Annotated in this window: 21 protein-coding genes; 8 read left to right on the top strand and 13 right to left on the bottom strand. The window is 68.4% G+C overall.

The features are described from left to right. Window positions 1-94: 94 nt before the first annotated feature. Window positions 95-1,018, bottom strand: a complete 924-nt coding sequence (locus tag ACWC1K_RS21930) for a LysR family transcriptional regulator (protein WP_450833514.1) — start codon at window positions 1,016-1,018, stop codon at window positions 95-97. Window positions 1,019-1,087: 69 nt separating this feature from the next. Here ACWC1K_RS21930 and ACWC1K_RS21925 point away from each other — a divergent pair, with 69 nt between their 5' ends. Continuing rightward, complete coding sequence (locus ACWC1K_RS21925) at window positions 1,088-2,242, top strand: TDT family transporter (RefSeq protein WP_450833513.1); 1,155 nt, start codon at window positions 1,088-1,090, stop codon at window positions 2,240-2,242. 337 nt (window positions 2,243-2,579) lie between these two features. On the opposite strand, the gene ACWC1K_RS21920 is transcribed toward ACWC1K_RS21925, so the two are convergent. From ACWC1K_RS21920 to ACWC1K_RS21905, 4 genes are all read right to left on the bottom strand, one after another. After that, window positions 2,580-3,299 (bottom strand): helical backbone metal receptor, encoded by a 720-nt coding sequence (locus ACWC1K_RS21920; RefSeq protein ID WP_450833511.1) that lies wholly within the window; start codon window positions 3,297-3,299, stop codon window positions 2,580-2,582. Window positions 3,300-3,304: 5 nt separating this feature from the next. Next, window positions 3,305-3,880, bottom strand: a complete 576-nt coding sequence (locus tag ACWC1K_RS21915) for a helix-turn-helix domain-containing protein (protein ID WP_450833509.1) — start codon at window positions 3,878-3,880, stop codon at window positions 3,305-3,307. Window positions 3,881-4,569: 689 nt separating this feature from the next. Continuing rightward, entirely contained in the window at window positions 4,570-7,179 is a 2,610-nt protein-coding gene (locus ACWC1K_RS21910) for an ABC transporter permease/substrate binding protein (RefSeq protein ID WP_450833507.1), read from the bottom strand. After that, window positions 7,172-8,221, bottom strand: a complete 1,050-nt coding sequence (locus ACWC1K_RS21905) for a quaternary amine ABC transporter ATP-binding protein (protein WP_450833506.1) — start codon at window positions 8,219-8,221, stop codon at window positions 7,172-7,174. The genes ACWC1K_RS21910 and ACWC1K_RS21905 overlap by 8 nt, the downstream gene beginning before the upstream one ends. 145 nt (window positions 8,222-8,366) lie before the next feature. Here ACWC1K_RS21905 and ACWC1K_RS21900 point away from each other — a divergent pair, with 145 nt between their 5' ends. The 3 genes from ACWC1K_RS21900 to ACWC1K_RS21890 all read left to right on the top strand — a co-directional run bounded on the left by ACWC1K_RS21900 (window position 8,367) and on the right by ACWC1K_RS21890 (window position 10,625). Beyond that, window positions 8,367-8,720 (top strand): hypothetical protein, encoded by a 354-nt coding sequence (locus ACWC1K_RS21900; RefSeq protein ID WP_450833505.1) that lies wholly within the window; start codon window positions 8,367-8,369, stop codon window positions 8,718-8,720. A 21-nt stretch (window positions 8,721-8,741) separates the two neighbouring features. After that, complete coding sequence (locus ACWC1K_RS21895; RefSeq protein ID WP_450833523.1) at window positions 8,742-9,671, top strand: 5'-3' exonuclease; 930 nt, start codon at window positions 8,742-8,744, stop codon at window positions 9,669-9,671. Between the two features lie 105 nt (window positions 9,672-9,776). After that, a complete protein-coding gene (locus ACWC1K_RS21890; RefSeq protein ID WP_450833504.1) occupies window positions 9,777-10,625 on the top strand; it encodes a siderophore-interacting protein in 849 nt (282 codons plus the stop codon). Window positions 10,626-10,695: 70 nt separating this feature from the next. Here ACWC1K_RS21890 and ACWC1K_RS21885 read toward each other — a convergent pair whose 3' ends face one another. The 3 genes from ACWC1K_RS21885 to ACWC1K_RS21875 all read right to left on the bottom strand — a co-directional run bounded on the left by ACWC1K_RS21885 (window position 10,696) and on the right by ACWC1K_RS21875 (window position 13,290). Continuing rightward, the gene (locus ACWC1K_RS21885) at window positions 10,696-11,472 is read right to left on the bottom strand and encodes an ABC transporter permease (protein ID WP_450833503.1); all 777 of its coding nucleotides are present in this window, start codon (window positions 11,470-11,472) and stop codon (window positions 10,696-10,698) included. Beyond that, window positions 11,469-12,485, bottom strand: coding sequence for an ATP-binding cassette domain-containing protein (locus ACWC1K_RS21880; protein ID WP_450833501.1), 1,017 nt, complete (start codon window positions 12,483-12,485; stop codon window positions 11,469-11,471). The genes ACWC1K_RS21885 and ACWC1K_RS21880 overlap by 4 nt, the downstream gene beginning before the upstream one ends. A 184-nt stretch (window positions 12,486-12,669) precedes the next feature. Next, window positions 12,670-13,290 carry a PadR family transcriptional regulator gene (locus tag ACWC1K_RS21875; RefSeq protein WP_450833500.1) on the bottom strand — a complete coding sequence of 207 codons (621 nt, stop codon included), beginning with the start codon at window positions 13,288-13,290 and terminating at the stop codon, window positions 12,670-12,672. A gap of 229 nt (window positions 13,291-13,519) precedes the next feature. Between ACWC1K_RS21875 and ACWC1K_RS21870 the strand changes: the two genes are divergently transcribed. Further along, window positions 13,520-15,079, top strand: coding sequence for an amino acid permease (locus ACWC1K_RS21870; protein ID WP_450833499.1), 1,560 nt, complete (start codon window positions 13,520-13,522; stop codon window positions 15,077-15,079). Here ACWC1K_RS21870 and ACWC1K_RS21865 read toward each other — a convergent pair. From ACWC1K_RS21865 to ACWC1K_RS21845, 5 genes are all read right to left on the bottom strand, one after another. Beyond that, window positions 14,982-15,788, bottom strand: a complete 807-nt coding sequence (locus ACWC1K_RS21865) for a tyrosine-type recombinase/integrase (protein ID WP_450833497.1) — start codon at window positions 15,786-15,788, stop codon at window positions 14,982-14,984. The genes ACWC1K_RS21870 and ACWC1K_RS21865 overlap by 98 nt on opposite strands. A 296-nt stretch (window positions 15,789-16,084) precedes the next feature. Then, complete coding sequence (locus ACWC1K_RS21860) at window positions 16,085-16,687, bottom strand: hypothetical protein (RefSeq protein WP_450833496.1); 603 nt, start codon at window positions 16,685-16,687, stop codon at window positions 16,085-16,087. Then, on the bottom strand, window positions 16,674-17,924 hold the full coding sequence (locus tag ACWC1K_RS21855; protein WP_450833494.1) for a WXG100 family type VII secretion target: 1,251 nt from the start codon (window positions 17,922-17,924) through the stop codon (window positions 16,674-16,676). Before ACWC1K_RS21855 ends, ACWC1K_RS21860 begins: the two co-directional genes overlap by 14 nt. Window positions 17,925-17,929: 5 nt before the next feature. Beyond that, complete coding sequence (locus tag ACWC1K_RS21850) at window positions 17,930-18,220, bottom strand: DUF6317 family protein (RefSeq protein ID WP_450833492.1); 291 nt, start codon at window positions 18,218-18,220, stop codon at window positions 17,930-17,932. Beyond that, window positions 18,217-18,489 (bottom strand): SAV_915 family protein, encoded by a 273-nt coding sequence (locus tag ACWC1K_RS21845; protein WP_450833490.1) that lies wholly within the window; start codon window positions 18,487-18,489, stop codon window positions 18,217-18,219. The genes ACWC1K_RS21850 and ACWC1K_RS21845 overlap by 4 nt, the downstream gene beginning before the upstream one ends. A 599-nt stretch (window positions 18,490-19,088) precedes the next feature. Between ACWC1K_RS21845 and ACWC1K_RS21840 the strand changes: the two genes are divergently transcribed. The 3 genes from ACWC1K_RS21840 to ACWC1K_RS21830 all read left to right on the top strand — a co-directional run bounded on the left by ACWC1K_RS21840 (window position 19,089) and on the right by ACWC1K_RS21830 (window position 21,933). After that, window positions 19,089-19,235: a hypothetical protein gene (locus ACWC1K_RS21840; RefSeq protein WP_450833488.1), complete on the top strand. Its 147-nt coding sequence runs from the start codon at window positions 19,089-19,091 to the stop codon at window positions 19,233-19,235. Window positions 19,236-19,535: 300 nt separating this feature from the next. Beyond that, on the top strand, window positions 19,536-20,486 hold the full coding sequence (locus ACWC1K_RS21835; protein WP_450833486.1) for an RluA family pseudouridine synthase: 951 nt from the start codon (window positions 19,536-19,538) through the stop codon (window positions 20,484-20,486). A 499-nt stretch (window positions 20,487-20,985) separates the two neighbouring features. Further along, window positions 20,986-21,933, top strand: a complete 948-nt coding sequence (locus tag ACWC1K_RS21830) for a terpene synthase family protein (protein ID WP_450833485.1) — start codon at window positions 20,986-20,988, stop codon at window positions 21,931-21,933. The last annotated feature ends 83 nt before the right edge of the window (window positions 21,934-22,016 follow it).

Genomic DNA, 22,016 nt, shown 5'->3' with positions numbered 1-22,016 from the left:
GGCTGGGTTTCAGCCCGTCCGGCGTTTGAGGACGAGGCCGTTCAGGCCGAAAGCGGGGGTCTGGGGGCGCAGCCCCCAGGTACGGCAGGGGACGTCACCCGCGGGTCAGTGACAACAGCTCCCGTGCCGGCCCCACCGGCCGGTGCCCCGTCGGCCACACCGCCCGCAGCTCCCGGGCGAGGGCGACGCCGTCGACCGGCACCGGTACCAGCCGCCGCATCGCCAGCTCCTCCCCCACCGCCAGCTCGCTCAACACCGCCGGCCCCGCCCCACTGACCGCCGCGGCCTTCACCGCAGTCGTCGACGACAGTTCGATCAGCGGCCGCGCCAGCCCACCCAGCGCCGCATCCAGGACCTGCCGGGTCCCCGACCCCTTCTCGCGGAGGATCAGCGGCGTCGTCGCCAGCTCCGAGGCCTCCAGCGGGCGCCGGCGGCGGGCCCAGGCATGACCGGGCGCCGTCACCACGATCAGACGGTCGTGGGCGATCACCGTCGAGTCCAGGCCGGGCGGCACACTCACCCCCTCCACAAAACCCAGGTCGGCCTCGCCCGACAGCAACCGCTCCGCCACCGCCGCCGAGTTGCCCGCGAGCAGGGACACCGCCGTGTCGGGCCGCTGGGCGCGCAGCGCCAACAGCCAGCCGGGCAGCAGGTATTCGGCGATGGTCATGCTCGCCGCCACCCGCAGCCGGGAGTCCCGCCGGTCCCGCAGCGCCTGCGCCCCCACGTCGAAGGCCTCCGCCGCCTCGACGATCCGCCGCGCCCAGTCCGTGACCAGCGCTCCGGCGTCCGTGAGGCGGGAGCCGCGTGGTGACCGGTCGACGAGGGCCACGCCCAACTGCCGTTCCATGGACCGGATACGGCTGCTCGCCGCCGGCTGGGTGATCCCCACCTCCCGCGCGGCACCGCCCAGGCTGCCGAGCCGCGCCACCGCCAGCAGCAGCTCCAGCGCCCCGAGATCGGGCACCCGATGCGCCAGCGGGACGGCGACGGCCGACGGCTCCTCCCTGTTACCCATAACTCCAGCTTATGTCCTCATAGAGACATACTCCCTGGTTGCAGAGGACCGGAGGCGAGACCGTGAGGCATGGTCACCGCAGCCCAGCCCCTTCCGCGTGCCACCGCACGCCCTCCGCGCGCCACAGCCGTCCGCCACCTCGGACCCAACTGGTACGCCGCCGTCATGGGCACCGCCATCGTCGCCACCGCAGGGTCGGCACTGCCCCTCGGCATTCCCGCACTCCGCACCGTCTGGGCGGCCGTGTGGGCTCTCTCCCTCGGCCTCCTGCTCGCTCTGGTCGCCGCCCGCACCCTGCACTGGAGGCACCACCGCGACCAGGCCCGCGCCCATCTCCTCGACCCGGCGACGGCACCGTTCTACGGGTGCCTCGCCATGGCGCTGCTGGCCGTCGGCGGCGGCGCCGTCACCGTCGGCCGGGAGTGGATCGGACCGGACGGCGCGCTCCTCCTCGACGCCGTGCTGTTCACCGCCGGGACGGTGGTGGGGCTCGCGGCCGCCGTCGCCGTCCCGTACCTCATGGCCGTACGGCACAAGGGCGAGCCGGGGCAGGCCACGCCCGTGTGGCTGCTGCCCGTCGTCGCGCCCATGGTGTCCGCGGCGCTCGGGCCGCTCCTCGTGCCGCACCTGCCGGCCGGGCAGCCCCGGCAGACGCTCCTGTTCGCCTGCTTCACGATGTTCGGGCTCAGTCTCCTCGCGACCCTGCTGATGCTGCCGGTGATCTTCGGCCGGCTGATCACCGGGGGTCCGTTGCCCCTGGCGCTGACCCCGACGCTGTTCCTGGTGCTCGGGCCGCTCGGGCAGTCCACCACCGCCGTCGGCAGGTTCGCGGACGTGGCACCGGGGGTCGTACCGGCGCCGTACAGCGAGGGATTCGGCATCCTCGCCGTCCTGTACGGCGTGCCGGTCATGGGCTTCGCGCTGCTCTGGCTGGTGTTCGCCACCGCGCACGTGGTGCGGGCGCGGCGGCAGGGCATGGGCTTCGCCATGACGTGGTGGGGCTTCACCTTCCCGGTGGGGACGTGCGTCACCGGCGCCGAGGCGCTCGCCCGGCACACCGGGCTCGTCGTGTACGGCTGGCTCGCGATCATGCTCTACGTCCTGCTCCTCGCCGCCTGGGCCACCACCGCCCTCCACACGGCCCGCGGCCTGGTCAGCGGAGCACTGCCCGCAGCGCCCCGCCCGTCAACGACGGCCCGTACCACGTCAGATGACGTCCGCTGACCAACGCCTACCGGAGTCCCAGGGACCGCCCGGCACACCGGGCTCGGCGCATACAGCCGGCTCACGGTCCTGCTCTACGTCCCGCTCCTCGCCGCCTGGGCCACCACCGCCCTCCACACGGCCCGCGGCCTGGTCAGCGGAGCACTGCCCGCAGCGCCCCGCCCGTCAACGACGGCCCGTACCACGTCAGATAACGTCCGCTGACCAACGCCTACCGGAGTCCCAGGGACCGCCCGGCACACCGGGCTCGGCGCATACAGCCGGCTCACGGCCCTGCTCTACGTCCCGCTCCTCGCCGCCTGGGCCACCACCGCCCACCACACGGCCCGCGGCCTGGTCAGCGGAGCACTGCCCGCAGCGCCCCGCCCAGCACCCGCGGCGCCTCCGTCAACGACGGCCCGTACCAGGTCAGATGGCGTCCGCTGACCAGGGCGCACTTCAGTCCGGGGAACGCCTCCGGGCCGTCGTCGGCCGTGAAGCGGTAGGGCTCGTCCGGCAGGACGACGACGTCCGGGGCGGCCGCCCGCAGGTCGTCGAGCGGGATGCGCGGGTAGCGGTCGGTGTGGGTGGCGTAGAGGTGGTCGACGCCGAGGCGGGAGAGCACGTCGCCCGCGAAGGTGTCCCGGCCCAGGACCATCCAGGGACGGCGCCAGATCGGGACCACGGCCGTCGTACGGTGCTCGGGGCGCGGCAGGCGGGACCAGGTGGTCTCCGCCTCGTCGAGCCAGCGGGGGCGGGCGGCCGCCCCGCAGGCCTCCAGCACCCGGGCGAGCTCCGCGAACGCCTGCGGTATGTCACATACCACCGTCACCAGGACCTCGACGCCCGCCCCGCGCAGCGCCGCCAGGTCGGGCTCCCGGTTCTCCTCCGCGTTGGCCACCACCAGGTCGGGGGCGAGCGCGAGGACGCGGTCGAGCTTCGGGTTCTTGGTGCCGCCGATACGGGGGACGTCAAGGCCGGCGGGGTGCGTGCACCAGTCGGTCGCGCCGACCAGGGCGCCGGGGACCGACACCGCGATCGCCTCCGTCAGCGACGGGACGAGGGAGACGACGCGCACCGGCACTACCGCGACCGGTTCTGGACCGCCTCGACGTGCTCGGCCACCGCGACGACGACCACGCGCGTGTCCGACACGGTCGCCCGCCACCGGTGGCGTACGCCGCCCGTCAGATACAGCGTGTCGCCGCGGCCGAGCCGGTAGGCCCGCCCCTCGGCCTCGATCTCCACCGCGCCGTCGGCGACATACATCAACTGGTCGTTGCGGTACTGGAATTCGCGGCCCGCGTCATGGTCCCCGGTGAACTCCGAGGCGTGCATCTGGTGGTGCCCCCGCACCAGGGAACGCACCCGCGGATCCACCGCGGGCTCGGGCTCGGCGCGCACGACGTCGACGCTGCACGCCGGGTCGGCGGCGGCGAGGAGCTCCACGGCGGTGGTGCGCAGGGCGTCGGCCACCTTCTCGAGGGAGGTTCTGCTGGGCCGCGCCCGGTCGTTCTCGATCTGGCTCAGGAACGGAACCGACAGGCCGCTGCGCTCGGCCACCACGGCGAGGGTGAGCTGCAGCGCCCGACGGCGTCGCCGCACGGCCGCGCCCACTCGCAGGGGCTGATCCTTGTGGTCGTCTTTGTGGTCGCCCATCGCTCCGGCTCCCTCCTTCGCTCGTGGTCCGTGTGGCGCGGTTCCGTGTGCCGTGCACCTGCGTCCTGGTGCGGCTCTTCTGATGAGTTCTCTGCACCTTACGCAGGTTCGGCAAACCGTTTCATGCGCCCGTCACATCCCCGTAAACACTGCGTGCGGTCAATTCGCCAACTCCGACCCGTGGATGAGCTCCGCCAACTCGACGGGCGCGGATTCCTCCTTAGGGACGAAGCCGCTGACCAGCGGGGCCGCAGGGCGGTCCGGGCCGGTGGCGGGGTCCGTGGGCGGGCGGTGCGGGATCGGCCGTCCGCGGGCGGGCGGACAGGGCTCCGGTGGGGACGCCCGGCGCATGGATCGCAGGCATGCGTCCGTCGGTTTCCGACGTCGGCGGGGCGGCGTCCAGTTGGTGCCTCGTGTCGCGGTTCGGCCGGTCAGGGCCGGTCAGTTCGATGGTGTCGCCATGCATCGGGGCGGCGTCCGGGGCGCCTTCGGCGAGGCCGGTCGGACTGCGCGGCGCGGTGCATGTGCGGTCGGCACTTCCACTCCCGGCAGCGATGAGGCTTGGGCGATGACATGGCGCTCCGTGGTTGGCCGGATCCTTTTCGTACGCCCTTCACACGCGCGTGGGCGGTCCGTCGCGAAACGGACCGCCCACGCGCGCGTGCTTCCCTACGGAATCTTCGTCCGCCCTACTGAGGTGTCATCCGGCCGACCACATGCGGGTGCTCCTTGAGCCAGGCGGCGACGGCCTCCTCCTCGTGGCCCTGGCCCCGCTTGTTGATCTCGGCCTCCAGGCTGCCGAGCTCGTCCTCGCGCATCCTGAAGTTCTTGATCCACTTGGTGAGCTGCGGGTACTGCTCGGGGAACTTCTCGTTGGAGATGGTGCGGATCGTGTTGCCCTCGCCGAAGAGCTTCTTGTCGTCCTTCAGCTTGGTCAGGCCGTACCGGCTGTACGCCCAGTGCGGCGACCACAGCACCACCGCGACGGGCTTCTTCCGGGCGTAGGCACGCTTGAGCTCGGCCAGCATCGCCGGCGTGGAGCCGTCGACGACCTTGTACTCCTTGTCCAGGCCGTAGCCCGGCAGCACCTTGGTCTTGAGGAGGTTCATCTCACCGGTGCCCGGCTCGATCCCGATGATCTTCCCGCCGAAGGTGCCCGCCTTGCCCTTGAGGTCCTCGTAGGACTTCACGCCCTTGACGTACGAGGGCACGGCGACCTCCAGCGAGGTCGGCCGGTACCAGGTGCCGAGGTCCCTGAGTCTGTCCTTGGACTTGTCCCAGTAGTTCTTCTGCGCGTACGGCAGCCAGGCGTCGAAGTTGACGTCGAGATCTCCGGAGGCGAGACCGGTGTAGACCGGGCCGACGTCCATCTGCTTGAGGTTGAGTTTGTAGCCGCGCCGCTCCAGGACGTTCTTCCAGAGGTAGGTGACGGCGATGTCCTCGTCCCAGGGGAACCAGGCGACGTTCACGGGCCGCTCGGCCTCGGCGGAGGCGGCGTTGTTCTGGACGGGGGCCGCCTTGTCCACGAACCCCGGATTGTCCTTCAGCCAGGCGCGCACGGCGTCCTGCTGCTTGCCCTTGCCCGCCTTGTTGATCTCGGCCTCGAGGCTGGTGAGCTGCTTCTCGCTCATCCTGAAGTTCTTCAGCCACTTGCCGACGACGGGGTTGTCACCCGCGAAGCCCTTGCGGGTGAGCGTGTGCACGCCGTCGCCCTTGCCCCAGGCGCCCTTGGGGTCCTTCAGCTTCTTCAGCCTGTAGTCGTTGTACGCCCAGTGCGGCGACCAGAGCGTGACGACGATGGGCTGCTTCTGGCTGTACGCCCGCTTGAGCTCGGCCAGCATCGCCGGGGTGGAGCTGTCGACGACCTTGTACTCCTTGTCCAGGCCGTAGGCCCCCAGGACCTTGCTCTTGAGCAGGGCCATCTCGCCGGCGCTTGACTCGATGCCGGTGATCTTCCCGCCGAAGGTGCCCGCCTTCCCCTTGAGGTCGTCCAGGGAGTCGACGCCCTTCATGTACGAGGGGACGCTCAGCTCCAGGGAGGTCTTGCCGTACCAGGCACCGAGGTCGTCCAGCTTGCTGCCGTACTTCTTCCAGTACTGGGCGTGCGTGGTCGGCAGCCAGGCGTCGGTCTGGAAGTCGACGGTGCCCTGGGCGAGGGCGGTGTAGAGGGGGCCGGCGTCGAACTGCTTGGCGTCCACCTGGTAGCCGCGCTGTTCGAGGATCTCCTTCCAGAGGTAGGTGGAGGCGACGCCCTCGTCCCAGGGGATGTAGCCGATGCTGAGCTTCTTGCCCTGGCCGACGTCCTTGGCGCCGGCCACCGGGGTCGAGCCGTTGGTGCCGCCGAAGACGCCCATGCCGCCCGCGACCAGGGCGAGGATCACGACGCCGATGACAGCGATCTGCGGGCTGGGCCGGTAGGACCAGATCTTCAGGCCCTGGGCGGCGCGGGCCTTGGCGGCGGCGCGGCGGCCCAGCGGGGAGACATGGGTGCCCAGGGCGCTGGTCATCCGGTCGAGGTAGATCGCGAGGATCACGATCGCCACACCGGCCTCGGAGCCGAGGCCCACGTTGAGCTGGCCGATGGCCTCGTTGACGTCGCCGCCGAGGCCGCCGGTGCCGACCATGCCGGCGATCGCGGCCATGGACAGGCCGAGCATGATGACCTGGTTCACGCCGGCCATGACGGTCGGCAGGGCGAGGGGCAGCTGGACGCGCAGGAGGGTGTCGCGGGGCGAGGTGCCGAAGGCCTCGGCGGCCTCGACCAGTTCCTTGTCGACCTGGCGGATGCCCAGTTCCGTCATGCGCACGCCGGGGGCGAGCGCGAAGATCAGGGTGGCGACGATGCCCGCGGAGGCCCCGGTGCCGAAGAACAGGATCGCCGGGATGAGGTAGATCATCGCGGGCAGCGTCTGCATGAAGTCCAGCACGGGCCGGACGAGCCCGCTGACCCGGTGGGAGCGCGCGGCCCAGATGCCGACGGGCACCGAGATCACCAGCGCGATGATGGTGGCGACGAGGACGAGCGAGAGGGTGACCATCGCGTCGTCCCACAGTTCGAGGGAGTCGATGAAGGCGAATCCCACGAAGGTCAGGACGCCTGCGAGGGTGCCGCGCAGCCAGAACGCGAGCACGGCGAAGATGGCCGCGAGCAGCAGGGGTTCGGGGGCCTGCAGAACGGCGTTGATGCCGTCGTAGGTGCCCGAGAAGACGGTTTTGAAGAAGTCGAAGAGCCAGGACACATGGGCCAGCAGCCAGTCGACGGTGCTGTTGACCCAGTCGCCGAGGGGGATCCTAGGCATGGGCGGCCTCCTCGTTGCCGAGGAAGGCGACCAGGCGTCGGGTCGGGACCACTCCGACGAGTTTGTGCCGGGAGTCGAGGACGGCCACGGGGTGCGTGGTCCGGGCGCTCATCGCGCAGAGTTCGGTGAACGGCGTGTCGGGCGTCGCGGTCTCGCACTCGCTCGCGCAGCCGCAGCCGGCCTCGGCGCCGCTCACGTCCGTGTCCATGACGGCGGAGGCGGTCAGCACGCGGGAGCGGTCGACGTCCTGGATGAAGGAGGCGACGTAGTCGTTCGCGGGCCGCAGCAGGATGTCCTCGGCCGTGCCGGTCTGGACGATGCGGCCGTCGCGCATGACGGCGATGCGGTCGCCCAGGCGCATGGCCTCGTTGAGGTCGTGGGTGATGAAGACGATGGTCTTCTTCAGGCTCCGCTGCAGTTCGAGCAGCTGATCCTGCATGTCGCGGCGGATCAGCGGGTCCAGGGCGCTGAACGACTCGTCCATCAGCAGCAGATCGGCGTCGGTGGCGAGGGCGCGGGCGAGGCCGACGCGCTGCTGCATGCCGCCGGACAGCTCGTCGGGCCAGGACTTCTCCCAGCCGGCCAGTCCGCACAGGGCCAGCGCCTCGCCGGCGCGCTGCTCGCGCTCGGCGCGGGGCACGCCCTGCACGGCCAGGCCGTAGGCGGCGTTCTCGAGGACGCTGCGGTGCGGGAACAGCGCGAAGTGCTGGAAGACCATGCTGATCTTCCGCGCGCGGACCGCTCGCAGTTCACGGTCGCCGAGCGCGGTCAGGTCGTCGCCGTCGAAGCGGACATGTCCGGCCGTCGGCTCCAGCAGGCCGTTGAGCATGCGCAGCAGCGTGGACTTGCCGGAGCCGGACAGGCCCATGACGACGAAGATCTGGCCTGGTTCCACGGTGAAGGAGGCGTCGATCACGGCGGCTGTGGTGCCGTCGGCACGCAGCTCCTCGCGGTCGGCGCCCTGCCTCAGCCGCTCGACTGCGTCGTCCGGTCGTCTGCCGAACACCTTGTAGAGCTGTGCGGCCTCAAGTCTGGCTGACACGCGTGCCTCTCGTCGTGTGGGGGGGGGTTCAGGGAACGAGGCCGCGCCTGCCCCCGGCCGACCAGGGCAAACGCGGGAGTGGTTCAGTTCACAACCAGTGCGTAGGATCGCCGCCGGTGCTTCACATCGACGTTGGGGGACGGCTGTGGAACGACCGGACGACAGGCGCGCCTCGACGCTGCGCTTCGCGACGGAGCTGGTGGCCTGGATCGTGACGCCCTGGGCGCTGTGGTCGTACTCCTGGCCGCTCGCCGTGCTCGCGGTGCTGGTTCTGATCGGCCTGCCGACCGTCTTCTCCACTCCGGGTGACAAAGCGAACGTGATCGTGCCGGTTCCGGGCCCGGTCACGATCCTCCTCGTGCTGCTCCAGCTCGCCGCGGCGCTGGTGTCGGCGTGGTGGGTCTGGCCCGTGTGGGCGGCCGTCCCGGTCTCCCTTCTGGCGGCCGCAACCCTCATCACGGAACGCTCGCGCTGGCGGTGGCTGCTCGCCGGCGGGTGACTGTCAGTGCCGTACGGCATGATGCGAGGCGTGACCGGACGACTGATGCTCCTCGACACCGCCTCGCTCTATTTCCGCGCCTACTTCGGCGTGCCGGAGTCCGTGAAGGCCCCGGACGGCACACCGGTGAACGCCGTGCGCGGGCTGCTCGAATTCATCGACCGCCTGGTCAAGGACCACCGGCCCGACCACCTGGTGGCGTGCATGGACGCCGACTGGCGCCCGCAGTGGCGGGTCGACCTGATCCCCTCCTACAAGGCGCACCGCGTCGCCGAGGAGCACGAGGTGGGCCCGGACGAGGAGGAGGTGCCGGACACGCTCTCCCCTCAGGTGCCGGTCATCGAGGCGGTCCTCGACGCCCTCGGCATCGCGCGCGTGGGTGTCGAGCCGTACGAGGCGGACGATGTGATCGGCACGTTCACGGCGCGGGCGAAGGGCCCGGTCGACATCGTCACCGGCGACCGCGACCTGTACCAGCTGGTGGACGACGCGCGTGGGGTGCGCGTGCTCTACCCGCTCAAGGGCGTCGGCACGCTGCAGCTGACCGACGAGGCATGGCTGCGCGAGAAGTATGGGGTGGACGGCCCGGGGTACGCGGATCTGGCGCTGCTGCGCGGCGACCCGAGCGACGGCCTGCCGGGCGTGCCCGGCATCGGCGAGAAGACGGCCGCGAAGCTGCTCGCCGAGTTCGGGGACCTGGCCGGGATCATGGCCGCGGTCGAGGATCCGAAGGCGAAGCTCACACCGTCGCAGCGCAAGCGGCTGGACGAGGCGCGGCCGTATGTCGCCGTGGCCCCGAAGGTCGTCAAGGTCGCCGACGACGTGCCGCTGCCGGACGTGGACACGGCCCTGCCGCACGCCCCGCGCGACGCGGCGGCGCTGGACGAGCTGGCGGTCCGCTGGGGACTGGGCGGCTCGCTGCAGCGTCTGCTGACGACGCTGGGGACCTGACGATTCCGGCGACGCGGACTCATCAAGTCTTCATGGGAGAGGTGTTAACTGAGGGAAGGTGCTAACTTAGGTAAACCTAAGCAACCCTGGGAACAGGAGGACGCCATGGCAGAACCCCCGGCACGGAAGCCGCGGAAGGCCCAGTCCGCGCAGGTCGTCCGCACGGAACGGCTGACTCCGCACATGCAGCGCGTAGTCCTCGGTGGGGAGGGTATGGCCGCGTTCGCGGCGGACACCTGCACCGACCACTATGTGAAGCTGCTGTTCCCGCCGACCGAGGGCGTTGCCTATCCCGAGCCCTTCGACCTGGAGCGCATCCGCGAGGAACTCCCGCGCGAGCAGTGGCCGGTGACCCGGACATACACCGTGCGGGCCTGGGACCCGGTCCACCGCGAGCTGACGCTGGACTTCGTGATCCACGGCGACGAGGGCCTGGCCGGCCCGTGGGCGGCGCGCGTCCAGCCGGGCGAGACCGTGCACTTCATGGGCCCGGGCGGCGCCTACGCCCCGGACGTCAGCGCCGACTGGCATCTGCTCGTCGGCGACGAGAGCGCCCTGCCGGCGATCGCCCGCTCCCTGGAGTCGCTGCCCGCCGGGGTCACGGCGCACGCCTTCGTGGAGGTCTCGGGTCCCGAGGAGGAGCAGAAGATCGACTCCGATGTGGAGGTCGTCTGGCTGCACCGCGGAGACCGGCCGGTCGGCGAGGCGCTGGTGGAGGCCGTACGGTCGCTGCGGTTCCCGGAGGGCCGGCTGCAGGCGTTCGTGCACGGCGAGGCGCACTTCGTGAAGGAGCTGCGCCAGCTGCTGCGCTGCGACCTGGCGATCCCGCGCGAGGACCTGTCGATCTCCGGCTACTGGCGGCTCGGCCACAACGAGGACGGCTGGCAGGCCTCCAAGCGGGAGTGGAACGCGCGCATCGAGGCGGAGCAGGAGAGCGCGGCGTCCGCCGCATGAGACGTCCGAAGGGGCGGCACCTCGCCGAGGTGCCGCCCCTTCGCTGTTTCCGTCACACCAAGAGGTGCGCTCACACCGACCGCTGGTACGAACGGAACGTCCGGATCGACAGCCACACCGCCGCCACCGCGAGCGCCAGCAGCGCCCCGCCGCGGCTGAGCACGTCACCCCAGTCGGGGTGCTCGGACAGTGCCGAACGGCCCGCGACCATCGCCCAGTTGAGCGGGTTGAAGTCGGCGATGTGCCGCATCCAGGACGGCATCTGGGAGGGCGCCATGAAGGCACTCGACAGGAACGTCAGCGGCAGCAGCAGGAAGGTGTTGATGCCGATGATCGACTCCCGCTCCCGCACCAGCATGCCCAGCGCGTTGGACAGCGCCCCGAAGACGGTCCCGAGCAGCACGGAGGCGAGGACCAGGATCGCGATGCCGCCGACGCCGCCCGGGTATTCGGCTCCGCCCGCCAGGGCCAGCAGCACGATGACGACCGACTGGAACGCGGTGATCAGGCCGTTGTTGACGACGTTGCCGTTCATCAGCGCGGCCCGGCTGACCGGAGTGGTCAGGAAGCGGTTGAGGGTGCCCCGCTGGATCTCCTCCAGCGTGCCCATCCCGGCCCACATGTTGGAGCTGAGCGCGCTCATCACGACGACGCCCGGGACGAGGTAGTCGAGGTACGTCGTCGTCCCGAAACCGCCCAGCTCGACCACCTTCTTGAAGAGGTTGCCGAACAGGAAGAGCCAGATCACCGGCTGGATCAGGGTGATGACCGCGTACGCCGGCTGCCGGGTGAACACCATGAGCTGACGCTGCGTCATGTACCAGGTCTGGGAGACGGTCGTGCTCATCGCGCACCTCCGGCGAGGACGAGGTTCCCGGTTGCTTCGGCGTCGGCCTCGGAGTAACGGCGGCCGGCGTAGCGGAGGTAGACGTCGTCGAGGGAGGGCCGGGCGACGGTCGCGGCGGCGACCCCGACCCCGGCCCGCTCCAGCGCCCCGAGCAGCGCGGGTACGGCGGCCGCCCCGTCGTCGGCGCGGACGCTGACCCGGCGCCCCTCGATCAGCACCTCGTGCATCCCGGGCAGACCGCCGAGGGCGCCTTCGAGGAGCGTACGGCCGGCCTCGCCGACCGGTTCCCCGAGCTCCAGGTGCACGGCGTCGCCGCGGAGTTCGCCCTTGAGGGCGTCCGGGGTGCCCTCGACGACGACCCGGCCGCGGTCGACGATGGCGATGCGCTCGGCGAGCCGGTCGGCCTCCTCCAGGTAGTGCGTGGTGAGCAGGATCGTCAGCCCCTCCTCCCCCGCCAGCCGGTCGATCTCGTCCCACATCGCCGTGCGGGCCTCGGGATCGAGTCCGGTGGTGGGTTCGTCGAGGAAGAGCACTTCGGGCCGGTGCACCAGACCGAGGGCGACGTCCAGTCGGCGGCGCATACCGCCGGAGTAGCCCTTGACCGGACGCTTCGCGGCATCCGCGAGACTGAAGCGGTCGAGCAGCTCGTCCACCCGACCGCTGAGGGCGGCGCCCTTCAACCCGTAGAGCCTGCCCTGGAGTCGGAGGTTCTCGCGGCCGGTGGCGACCGGATCGGCGCCGGAGCTCTGGGCCACCACACCGATCGCGCGGCGCACCCGGTCCGGGTGGCGCAGCACGTCGTGCCCGGCGACGGTGGCGGTGCCCGAGTCGGGCTCGGCGAGGGTGGTGAGGATCTTGACGGTGGTGGACTTGCCGGCGCCGTTGGGCCCGAGGAGCCCGAAGACGGTGCCCGGCTCGACGGTGACGTCCATGCCGCACAGGGCGGTGACCTCACCGGGGTAGGTCTTGATCAGCTGGCGCGCCTGCACTGCGGGCGCACGGGTAGCACTCACGACTGCTCTCCTGAATGAGCGGATGACAAAGGACCGGATGAGAACCGATCCGTCCGCATGAAGAGCGCCGGGCTATCCTGGGTGTGCCGCACCTCGATCGCCCGGAGCCGCTTCACGGCGGGTTCGGTTCGGGGTTCGAGACCCCGGCCCAGCTGCTGCAACAGCCCGGCCGGGGTCTGTTTCGTCAGGTGAACTCCGGTGGCAGCTCCCCCGTTTCATGGAAGTGGCGCCACCCGTCGACGCCCGGCAGCGAGCCCTTCTCGATCTCCTCCAGGAAACCGCGGACCCATTCCGCCTGCGCCTCGACCATGTGCAACTGGTACTCGACCTCGACGAGGAAGAGCCGCGGGAGCGTCTCGCCGAGCTTCTCCAGCGCCGCGCGTCCGCTCGCCACGTCCACCTCGAGGTTCTGCAGCCGCTCCTGGAGCAGCCGCACCACGTCGTCGGGGGGCAGCGCCCCGAGCAGTGACAGCGCGGTCTCGAAGATCGGGAACTCCTTGGCCGGCACGGCCAGCAGATCGGACAGCCAGTCGGCCATCTCCTCCCGCCCCGCCTCGGTGAGCCCGTAGACCGTGCGCTCGGGCCGGTTGCCCTGCCGCTCGACGTCCGCGACCTCGACGAAGCCGCACTTCTGGAGGTTCTGCACGACCGTGTAGAGCGAGCCATACTTGATCTTCGTGCTCACGTCCTTGCCCTGTCGGCGCAGGGTCTGGGCGATCTCGTACGGATGCATCGGCTTCTGCCAGAGGGTGACCAGCACGGCGAGCGCCAGCGGGTTGCTGAGCTTGCGGCGCTTCATCGCCATGACCGATCACCTCGCATACGAATATCCGTGGGCGAACATATCGCGATCCTTGTCCGAGCGTCAATACACACGATGTATCGCGTTTGGCCGCGCATAGCAAGGGCGTGAGGACTTGGGCCCGCCCTGGACATGGCGGCGTGACGCGCACGAAACAGGCCGTCCCTAATTTCTGTCGCCTGACAGGAACCCGCGCCACTCTCCGCTCCTCGCGCCGAAGGCAGGTGCCGCCGTGACGACAACCACCCCCTCCGACGTACGCCCCGATCCACCGCACTCACCCGACGACGGCTCGCTCGCGGAGTTCGGCTACCGCCAGGAACTGCATCGCAGCCTCGGCCGGTACGCCTCCTTCGCGGCCGGATTCTCCTTCATCTCCGTCCTGACGACCGTCTTCCAGTTCTTCGCCTTCGGGTACGCGTTCGGCGGCCCCGTCTTCTTCTGGGCCTGGCCGGTGGTACTGGTCGGGCAACTGCTGGTGGCCGCGTGCTTCGCCGAGCTGGCCGCCCGGTATCCGATCTCGGGCGCCATCTACCAGTGGTCCTCGCGGCTCTCGAACGTCACCTTCGGCTGGTTCGCCGGCTGGATCATGGTGATCGGACAGATCGTGGTGGTCGCTGCGGCGGCGCTGGCCCTGCAGATGGTGCTGCCGGCGATCTGGTCGGGCTTCCAGCTGGTGGGCACCGACCCGGCGGTGACGTCTCAGGACGGCGCGGCGAACGCGGCGGTCCTCGGCGTGATCCTGCTGGTGCTGACCACGCTCGTGAACATCGTGGACAACCGGGTGATGTCGCTGGTCAACCGGGTCGGCGTGACCGCCGAGATCATCGGTGCGGCGCTCATCGTCGTGCTGCTGCTCACCCATTCGAAGCGCTCCCCCGGCATCACCTTCCACACCACGGGAGCCGCAAGTTCCGGCCTCTTCGGGGCACTTGCCGTGGGTTCCTTCACGGCGGCGTACGTGATGATCGGCTTCGACAGCGCGGGCGAGATGAGCGAGGAGACACACCACCCTCGGCGCACGGCGCCCCGCACGATCCTCACGGCACTGGGCGCCGCGGGACTGCTCGGCGGCCTGGTCATCCTCGGCGGCCTGCTCGCCGCGCCCAGCCTGACCGACGGGCACCTGGGCGTCGACGGTCTGAGCTACGTCCTCACCAGCAGCCTCGGCGACGGCGTCGGCAAGGTGCTGCTGGCCGACGTGGTGGTGGCGATCGCGGTGGCCACCCTCGCCATCCAGACCGCGGCCTGCCGGATGCTGTTCTCCATGGCCCGCGACGGCCAGCTCCCCTTCTCCCGCCGCCTCGCCCGCGTCAACCCGGGCACGGGCATGCCGAACGCCCCCGCCCTCGTCGTCGGCGTTCTCGCCGCGGCGCTCCTGCTGCTCAACTTCGTCTCCCCGGACGCCTTCCTGGCCATCGGCACCACCTGCATCGTGATGCTGTACCTCGCGTACGCGATGGTCACGGGCCCGCTCCTGATCCGCCGCCTGCGCGGCGAGTTCACTGCCGAAGGCACCGACGAGACGGGCGGCCGCCTCTTCTCCCTCGGCCGCTGGGGCATCCCGGTCAACGCCCTCGCCCTCCTCTACGGCCTCGTCATGACGGTCAACCTGGCCTGGCCGAGGGCGGCGGTGTACGACCCGGCGGGCGGGCACTGGTACTTCCAGTGGTTCACGGTGTTGTTTTTGCTGGTCACGCTGGGGATCGGAGGCCTGTACCGGCTGCTGCGTGCACAACGCGTGCACTCTGCTGCGGAACCTGCTCAGGCTCTGCCAGAACCGACTCGATAGCCGCAGCGGTTGTGTCCTCGTCGGTCGGCCAGTAGCCGACGTACTTGTCGAGGGTGATGGACGGCTTGGAGTGGCCGAGCCGCACCTGGACCGTCTTCACGCTCTCCCGATGCTTGATCAAGACCGTGGCATAGAAGTCCCGGAGGGTGTGCAGCGTGCACCTCTCCGGGACTCGCACGCGCTGCGGCTCGGCACCTTCGGGCTTCCCGAGACGCTGCCACCGCGAGAGTGCCTCGCTGTACTGCTCGTCGAGTGCCTTGTTGGCGTCTGTCCTGACGACCTTCCAGATCCGGGACCAGGTCGACCGACGCATCGGCCGCCCATCATCGTCGGTGAAGAGCAGACTGGTTTTTCGTGCACGGGGATTGAGCGGGTCGGTGCGGTCTTCGATCTCGACCGCAACCGGTGGGAATTCCGCAACATGCATGGAGACCGCCGTGACTGCCGACTGCGCCAGGGGCACGTCGCGGTAGGACTCCGCTGTCTTCAAGGGCCCGAGGTACTGCGAGCCCTTGTCCGGCGTGCAGAGCTGTTGGGATACCTCGACTTTGCGACGAAGGAAGTCGAGACCGTCTTCAAGGCCGAACGACTCCCCCTGCCGCAAGCCGCTCGAAGCGGCGAGCCGCACCAGAGCCCTGTACCGACGAGGCGCCGCCTCGATGAGTGCCTGAACAGCGAGCTCCTCCAGCACGATGAGTATCCGGCGCACCTCAGGCAGCTTGACGCCGTCACACGGACGACTTGGAAAATTACGCGATACAGCGTTACAAGACACGGACCCCGGCAAATTGTCATGTCGAGAATTAGAATTACGCGTCACCGCATTACCGGTGCGCACGAATTCGCGGCCGAATTGGGCCCGCATTCACGCGGCAAAGTAGAACCCAAATTCGGCCGCGCGCCAGCATACGCCCCCCAGGGGGCATGCGTCACAATTGATCAAGAGGCAATCGCCGACACCAGGGGGCCGCGCTTTTCTCTCTGCTAGAGAGTCTCTGCAGATGATCATGCAGGCGCGTTCAAGTCGCCCCAACCTGCCGGGATCTCGTCTTGACGGCCCTGGAGGGTCAGCCAGCGGGCCAGCTTACGCCGGGCACGAAGTTCCCCGGGCAGAAGCGGCTTTAGGTAGTACCAAAGGAGCACCGGAAAGGCGCCAACTGCCACGGGCATGCAGACAACGATCACAAGGCCCCCAAGACCGCCCAATGCACTCAAGCCATAACCGAGAGCTCCGGAACCAGCGCCGACCCGTCGACCGCGGCTTCGCCTCTCGCGTGCGCCCTCTGCCCACATTTCGTGATCACGGACAATTGAGCGCTCACGCTGATTTCGGGCGATAGACTGGCCTGTCTTAAAACTGCTCAGAACACTGGCTGCCACCACAATGGGAATCACTATCCACGGCGAGGCTCCGGAGTTAATGATCCCGGTGGTGATACCTACAGCCATAGCGATCATCATGCACGTCATCAAAAAGGCGAAAAGTGTTGCCATCGAACGGAGCGCCCAATACCGGAAACCCCGTTTACGCCAGGATTTTCCAACAAACACGAGCGAATCGATCGGCGCCTCCCGAGGCACCCACGTTTTTTCTTTAGAAGACATCATCCCACAAACTCTTCGCTGAATTCTTTATCTTCCCTCCGACGCCTGCCACATCTCCGTCCCACCAGGCAGTCGAAGCATCACTGAAACTGTGACCAATCCCGGAAATTACGCCGTGGGAGTGGATATTGTGTTCCCAATGGCCAGCCTTGAAGAGTTCGGTGGCGTAAGTGCCTACCCCGTACCCCGCAATTACGCTTCCAGCTACACCTACCGTGACGGAGGCACCTCCAGATGCCGCCCAGCCCTCGACTGCGGTACCGGCGGCCATCGCGACCCCTGCGCTACCCAATTCAACGCCTAGGCTGTGCCCGAGTCCCCAACCCTTTTCCATATCGTCCTTGGTGGCGAGAGCGACGCCCACAAGACCCACTGTCGTGCCAAGTATCGGGATACTGTCCAGCATTTTGAACTGGCCGTCGAGGTTGAGCTTTTCCCGTAGCCGCGAAAACTCGATCTCCGTCGCGCCGGAGAACTTCCACTTCGACGCCTTCTTTTCGACATCAGCGAGGGCCTTATTCGCGGCTCGCAACGCTCGACGGTTAGTAAGTCGCTCCTTCTGGAACTCTTTCCACTCTCGTGACTGCTTGGGCATGTGTTTGTGAGCGCGCTTCATATCGATGCGCTCCTTGTCGATCTCCTTGACTTTCTTCTGAATCGCCGCCGTCTGGGCGGCCGGAATTGCGTAAAGGGAGCGTGCTGCGTCAGCGAGTGTGAGATTATCTGAAGTGCCCAGCGTGTCGCCACTGTCGCCACCCTTGGGGGCGTAGTCTGTGACGATCGAAGCAAAAGCGACCTCAGCGTCTGCCCGTGCGCGCTTGGCCTTTTTCAGCGCATCATCCACCCACTCCAAATATTCCTGGCAATGTGGGTTTTCGTAACCGTCAGGCCGCGGAACGCCTTCGGAGTCGAGATGTATGCCCTTTTGTTGAGCAAAATCATGTGCATTCCACAGGTCGTGTTGCGCTTCCCCGAGAAGCGTAGCGAGATGCTCCATCGTGGTGGAAATACTCAACAGCGCCTGCACAATCCCGGCTGCAGCGGCCGAGGATTTGCCCCAATCCTCCTTGAAGTTATTCGCTGCATCACCAGACCAGCCAGCGTCGTTTACCAGTGCCTCAACTTTGCCATTGAGGACTTTTGTGACGTCTGCGACGGCACTAGCGGCGTTCGCGAGATCTTGCCCGCCAGAATGGAGGGCGGTCCGATTTCCGGCAATCTTCGAGTAGCTGTCGCCCACGCCGGTCACCCCTCAAGCTCATTGAATAGAGCCAGCACATCTTGGTTGTCGCGAGAGTACCCGTCGTGCGCGTGCTTGATCTTGTCTCCGTCGGATTCGACCTGCTTCGTCAGGAGCTGGTACAGCGTGTTCACGGTATCCAAGGCTTCCCGGCAAGCCTTGTTGACTTTCACTTCTCCGCAGTCAGGCGCAGCGAAGTTCACATTGTGACGCTGCTGGTCCAGCGTGCGTTCCTCGCTGTAGAAAGCCTTGTAGAGATCTTTGAGATCGTCCAGGATTACCTGGTACTCGCTCACTCTTCCCCCTGTTGCATAAACCGCGCGTCGACCACGATCCTGTGGATGCCGGACTGCTCGTGGAATTCCTTCAGACTGCTAATCGGCAGACACACCCAGGGCTGCGAGTCACCCATGGTCTCGACGAGTCGTTCGATACTGGTGAAGGCGATACCAGCGATCTGCCCCGACATGTCCGGCTTTGCTTCGAACAGGATTTCCTGTTCGCCGTCGCGCATGACTGGCCGGGCTGGAGCGATGACCAACTTGTTTGCGGTCACCCTGGTCACGTATCCCCCTCCCCGACTGCTGGCTCTCAGTAGCCTATTCAGCCTTCTGTGTACACGGCAACTGGGACTCGCCCTAGCCTATTTATTATGGGAAAGTCATAGTTTTGCCTGATTGTCCTTGAACGTGCGCCCATGGTCACCCACAGCGGTAAGGCATTGGTTCACCTCGGGATTGGTGCGTGCCGGACGTGGCGGAGCGGATGGCGGAGGGCATGCGGACTCCTGCCGCTAAGTAGTGCCGTGGTGCACGGGCACCGTCCGGCGCTATCCCTCAGGTACCAGTACAACCTCGAACTGTAGGGTCGAGAGATCTGCGAGACGCGCCTCGACGGCCTGCACGACAACACCCGCCAGGGCGGTCGCAAGCGCTGTGCGATCAGACCCCTCACGCACCACCTCGTTTACAGGACCAACAGGACCAGGCGACTGGCCCCGCGGTTGGAATTCACTGGCAAGCCGCTCTAGGTGTATTGAGCCGGAGCGTTGTTGACGCGTCATGGCGCCGTCCCTCCGCTCCGAAGCGGCGGCCCGGCGCAGGAAGGCGGCGCAGTTTTCGCAGCTCAGACGGCTCTCGGAGCAATCCGCCCAGGCCACCGAGGTTGCGTGCGCACTGGTACTTCCAGTGGTTCACGGTGTTGTTCCTGGCGGCGACGGTGGTGGCGGGCGGCGCCTATCGGGCGTACCGGCAGCGGACGGCGCCCCGGAGTGCCGTACCGGATGCGGCCGTTCAGGAGGCCGCCGTCTAGTCCGGGTCGTCCCCTGCACGCGCGCGTACGGCCAGTCGCCCTGCACGCGCGTGCAGGTGCATGTCGTGCCGGCCGTCCTGGGGCGGCGCGCGGGATGCGCGGTTCCTGGAAGGCCGCACGGACGGCAGGAGCGTCTGCCGCTCGCCACGGACGCAGGAGGAGACCGTCGCCGGTCGACAACTCGGGCTGGGGGGGTGTCCGCGAGGTTTCCGGCGGGCAGGACGGGGCGGCGGTGAAAGGCGTGATCCGCATGCTGCCGCCGGGACGCGACCCGGCAGGCCCGCCGTACCCTTGATCGTGATGAGACGCAGGCCCCGCATTCCCCCCTCCCCCCTGCCGCAGCGCCACGGGGTCGATCCGGTGCGGGTGCGGCTGCCTGTCGAGGGCACATGGGCCACCGTGCGCGAGCATCTGGTCGAGCGGCTCAGCGGGGCGGGTGCGGGTGTCGTCGACGGAATGCTGGACGCCGGGAAGATCGTCGGCGCCGACGGGCGAGCCGTCGCCCCCGACGCGGCCTACGTGCCCGGCATGTTCGTGTGGTTCCACCGGGAGCTGTCCGACGAGGTGCCGGTGCCGTTCCCGTTGGAGGTCGTGCACCGCGACGAGCACATCGTCGTCGTCGACAAGCCGCACTTCCTGGCCACGACCCCGCGCGGCAGCCACATCGCCGAGACCGCGCTCGCCCGGCTGCGCCGCGAGCTGGGGATCGAGACCCTCGGCGCCGCCCACCGGCTGGACCGGCTCACCGCCGGGCTGGTGCTGTTCACGGTGCGGCCCGAGGAGCGGGGGATGTACCAGTCGCTGTTCCGTGACCGGCGGGTGCGCAAGGAGTACGAGGCGGTGGCCCCGTACGACCCCGGGCTGGCCCTGCCGCGAACGGTGCGCAGCCGGATCGTGAAGGAGCGGGGTGTGCTCGCCGCCTACGAGGTGGCGGGCGAGCCGAACGCCGTCAGCCGCGTCGAGCTGATCGAACGCGATGCGCACGGCCTCGGCCGGTACCGGCTGACCCCGAGCACCGGGCAGACCCATCAGCTGCGCGTCCACATGAACGCGCTCGGGGTGCCCATCCTCGGCGATCCGCTCTACCCCGTGGTCAGCGACCCGGTGCCGGCCGACGACTTCCGGCGCCCGCTCCAGCTGCTGGCCCGGGCACTGGAATTCACCGATCCGGTCACCGGGGCGGAACACCGGTTCCGCAGTGGACGAACCCTCGGAGCCTGGAGCTCGTACGGCGACTGGGCCGCTCGGTAGCACGCCTCGGCCGTAACAACTGCCGCTCGTCTCCCGCCAGTTCACTTGTACAGCTATGCCCGAACCAGCCACCAACTCTTTCGGATCGAGTCCATACATGACAACATTTCAACCAAGTGCGCCCCTCGTGTGCCGTCGTACGCTCCTCCTACGCTCCTTCACGAGGACCGGCGTCGCGCGCACGCTTGGGATTACAGCGAGAAGTGGGATGTTCTTGCGGAGGCTCGGGTCATGGCACCAAGTCGCGTCGCTGGTATCACCTCTGACGCGGATCGGAGTGCGACCCCGGCACGGAATGCCCGTTCTCGCATTGCCCGCGACACCCAGGCGGGCCCGGCGGCGCACTTCCACCGGATAAACGTGCGGCCGCTGCCTGCGCGATACGGCGCAGATCCTCCGGGGCACTGGAATTTCCAGTTCCGTTCTTGCCACGCCCTGCGCTCGAGGGAGCTGCCCACCTACAAGACCGTCAGCCACTCTTCCTGATGAGGACATCGCTATGCCGACTCTTGAGCTCGACGTCCCGTTCGCCCTGCGGACAAACCCACGGCTGGAAAAGGCTCTCCCAGGACATGTGCAGCGGCTGTGGAACTTCGGACTGCCGGAGAAGGTCTACCTGGCCCAGCGGTGCCCCGACATCGTCGGAGGGTGGTGGCCCGAGGCCCGCGGGGAGGAACTGGACCTGGGGCTGGACTTCTTCGCCTGGCTGTTCCTGGTCGACGATGCCTTCGACGGCCTCAAGGCGCGGGACGCGGAGGAGCTGATCAAGACGTTCACCGGCGTCGTGGAGGGCGCCGGCGGCAACGGCGACAGCCGGGTGGATTTCTTCGCCGATGTGTGGGCGCGCCAGTGCAAGGGCATGTCGGCCCGATACCGCAGGCGCGCGGCAGACAACTGGACGAAAGTGTTCGATGCCCTCCTCACGGAGGTTGTGAACATCTCGGAGCAGCACTTCCCCACGATCGAGGAGTACCGAGATATCCGGTACCGGTCCGGATACATGCCCCCGATACTCGATATGACCGAGCGTCTCCGGGGTTTCGAGCTGCCGCCCGAGGTATATGCCGATCCGATATTCCAGACCCTCTACGACGCGAATGTGTGGTGCCTCAACCTCGTCGACGACCTGTTCTCGTTCGAGAAAGAGGCAGCTCAGGGAGAACCCCACAATATGGTGCTCGTCGTCGAACGTGAGCGCGACTGCTCCCGTTCGGAGGCGGTCGATGCGGTGGTGTCCATGCTGGGTGAGCACCTCACCGACTTCCTCGCAGCGGAGGCCCAGCTGTCGGCCTCGCTGGAAGCGCGCGGCGTCTCTCTGACGGACCGGGCGCACACCTACGCCTTCGTCGACGACCTGCGATCGAGCTGTGCGTCCTCGTATTACTGGTGCCGCAGCTCTCCCCGGTACACCGGAGAGACGGAGTGGCTGAGCTTCCGCGACGAATGAGCCACGGCTCCTGGCCTCGGTCGACATCGGCGGCCGGCTGACCGTGGCCCGACGCGGCCGCTCGTGTGCGTGGACATCCGGCG

The sequence above is a fragment of the Streptomyces sp. NPDC001492 genome (assembly GCF_053597275.1).
Note: the sequence above shows the minus strand (reverse complement) of the source record. Positions and strands in the feature narration are given on the sequence as shown.

Bases quoted from the DNA above. Each gene is read 5' to 3' on its own strand.
- ACWC1K_RS21860 (WP_450833496.1), bottom strand. From the start codon at position 16,687: ATGATGTCTTCTAAAGAAAAAACGTGGGTGCCTCGGGAGGCGCCGATC.
- ACWC1K_RS21830 (WP_450833485.1), top strand. From the start codon at position 20,986: ATGCCGACTCTTGAGCTCGACGTCCCGTTCGCCCTGCGGACAAACCCA.
- ACWC1K_RS21930 (WP_450833514.1), bottom strand. From the start codon at position 1,018: ATGGGTAACAGGGAGGAGCCGTCGGCCGTCGCCGTCCCGCTGGCGCAT.
- ACWC1K_RS21910 (WP_450833507.1), bottom strand. From the start codon at position 7,179: ATGCCTAGGATCCCCCTCGGCGACTGGGTCAACAGCACCGTCGACTGG.
- ACWC1K_RS21885 (WP_450833503.1), bottom strand. From the start codon at position 11,472: ATGAGCACGACCGTCTCCCAGACCTGGTACATGACGCAGCGTCAGCTC.
- ACWC1K_RS21875 (WP_450833500.1), bottom strand. From the start codon at position 13,290: ATGGCGATGAAGCGCCGCAAGCTCAGCAACCCGCTGGCGCTCGCCGTG.
- ACWC1K_RS21895 (WP_450833523.1), top strand. From the start codon at position 8,742: ATGCGAGGCGTGACCGGACGACTGATGCTCCTCGACACCGCCTCGCTC.
- ACWC1K_RS21915 (WP_450833509.1), bottom strand. From the start codon at position 3,880: ATGGGCGACCACAAAGACGACCACAAGGATCAGCCCCTGCGAGTGGGC.
- ACWC1K_RS21925 (WP_450833513.1), top strand. From the start codon at position 1,088: ATGGTCACCGCAGCCCAGCCCCTTCCGCGTGCCACCGCACGCCCTCCG.
- ACWC1K_RS21835 (WP_450833486.1), top strand. From the start codon at position 19,536: ATGAGACGCAGGCCCCGCATTCCCCCCTCCCCCCTGCCGCAGCGCCAC.
- ACWC1K_RS21890 (WP_450833504.1), top strand. From the start codon at position 9,777: ATGGCAGAACCCCCGGCACGGAAGCCGCGGAAGGCCCAGTCCGCGCAG.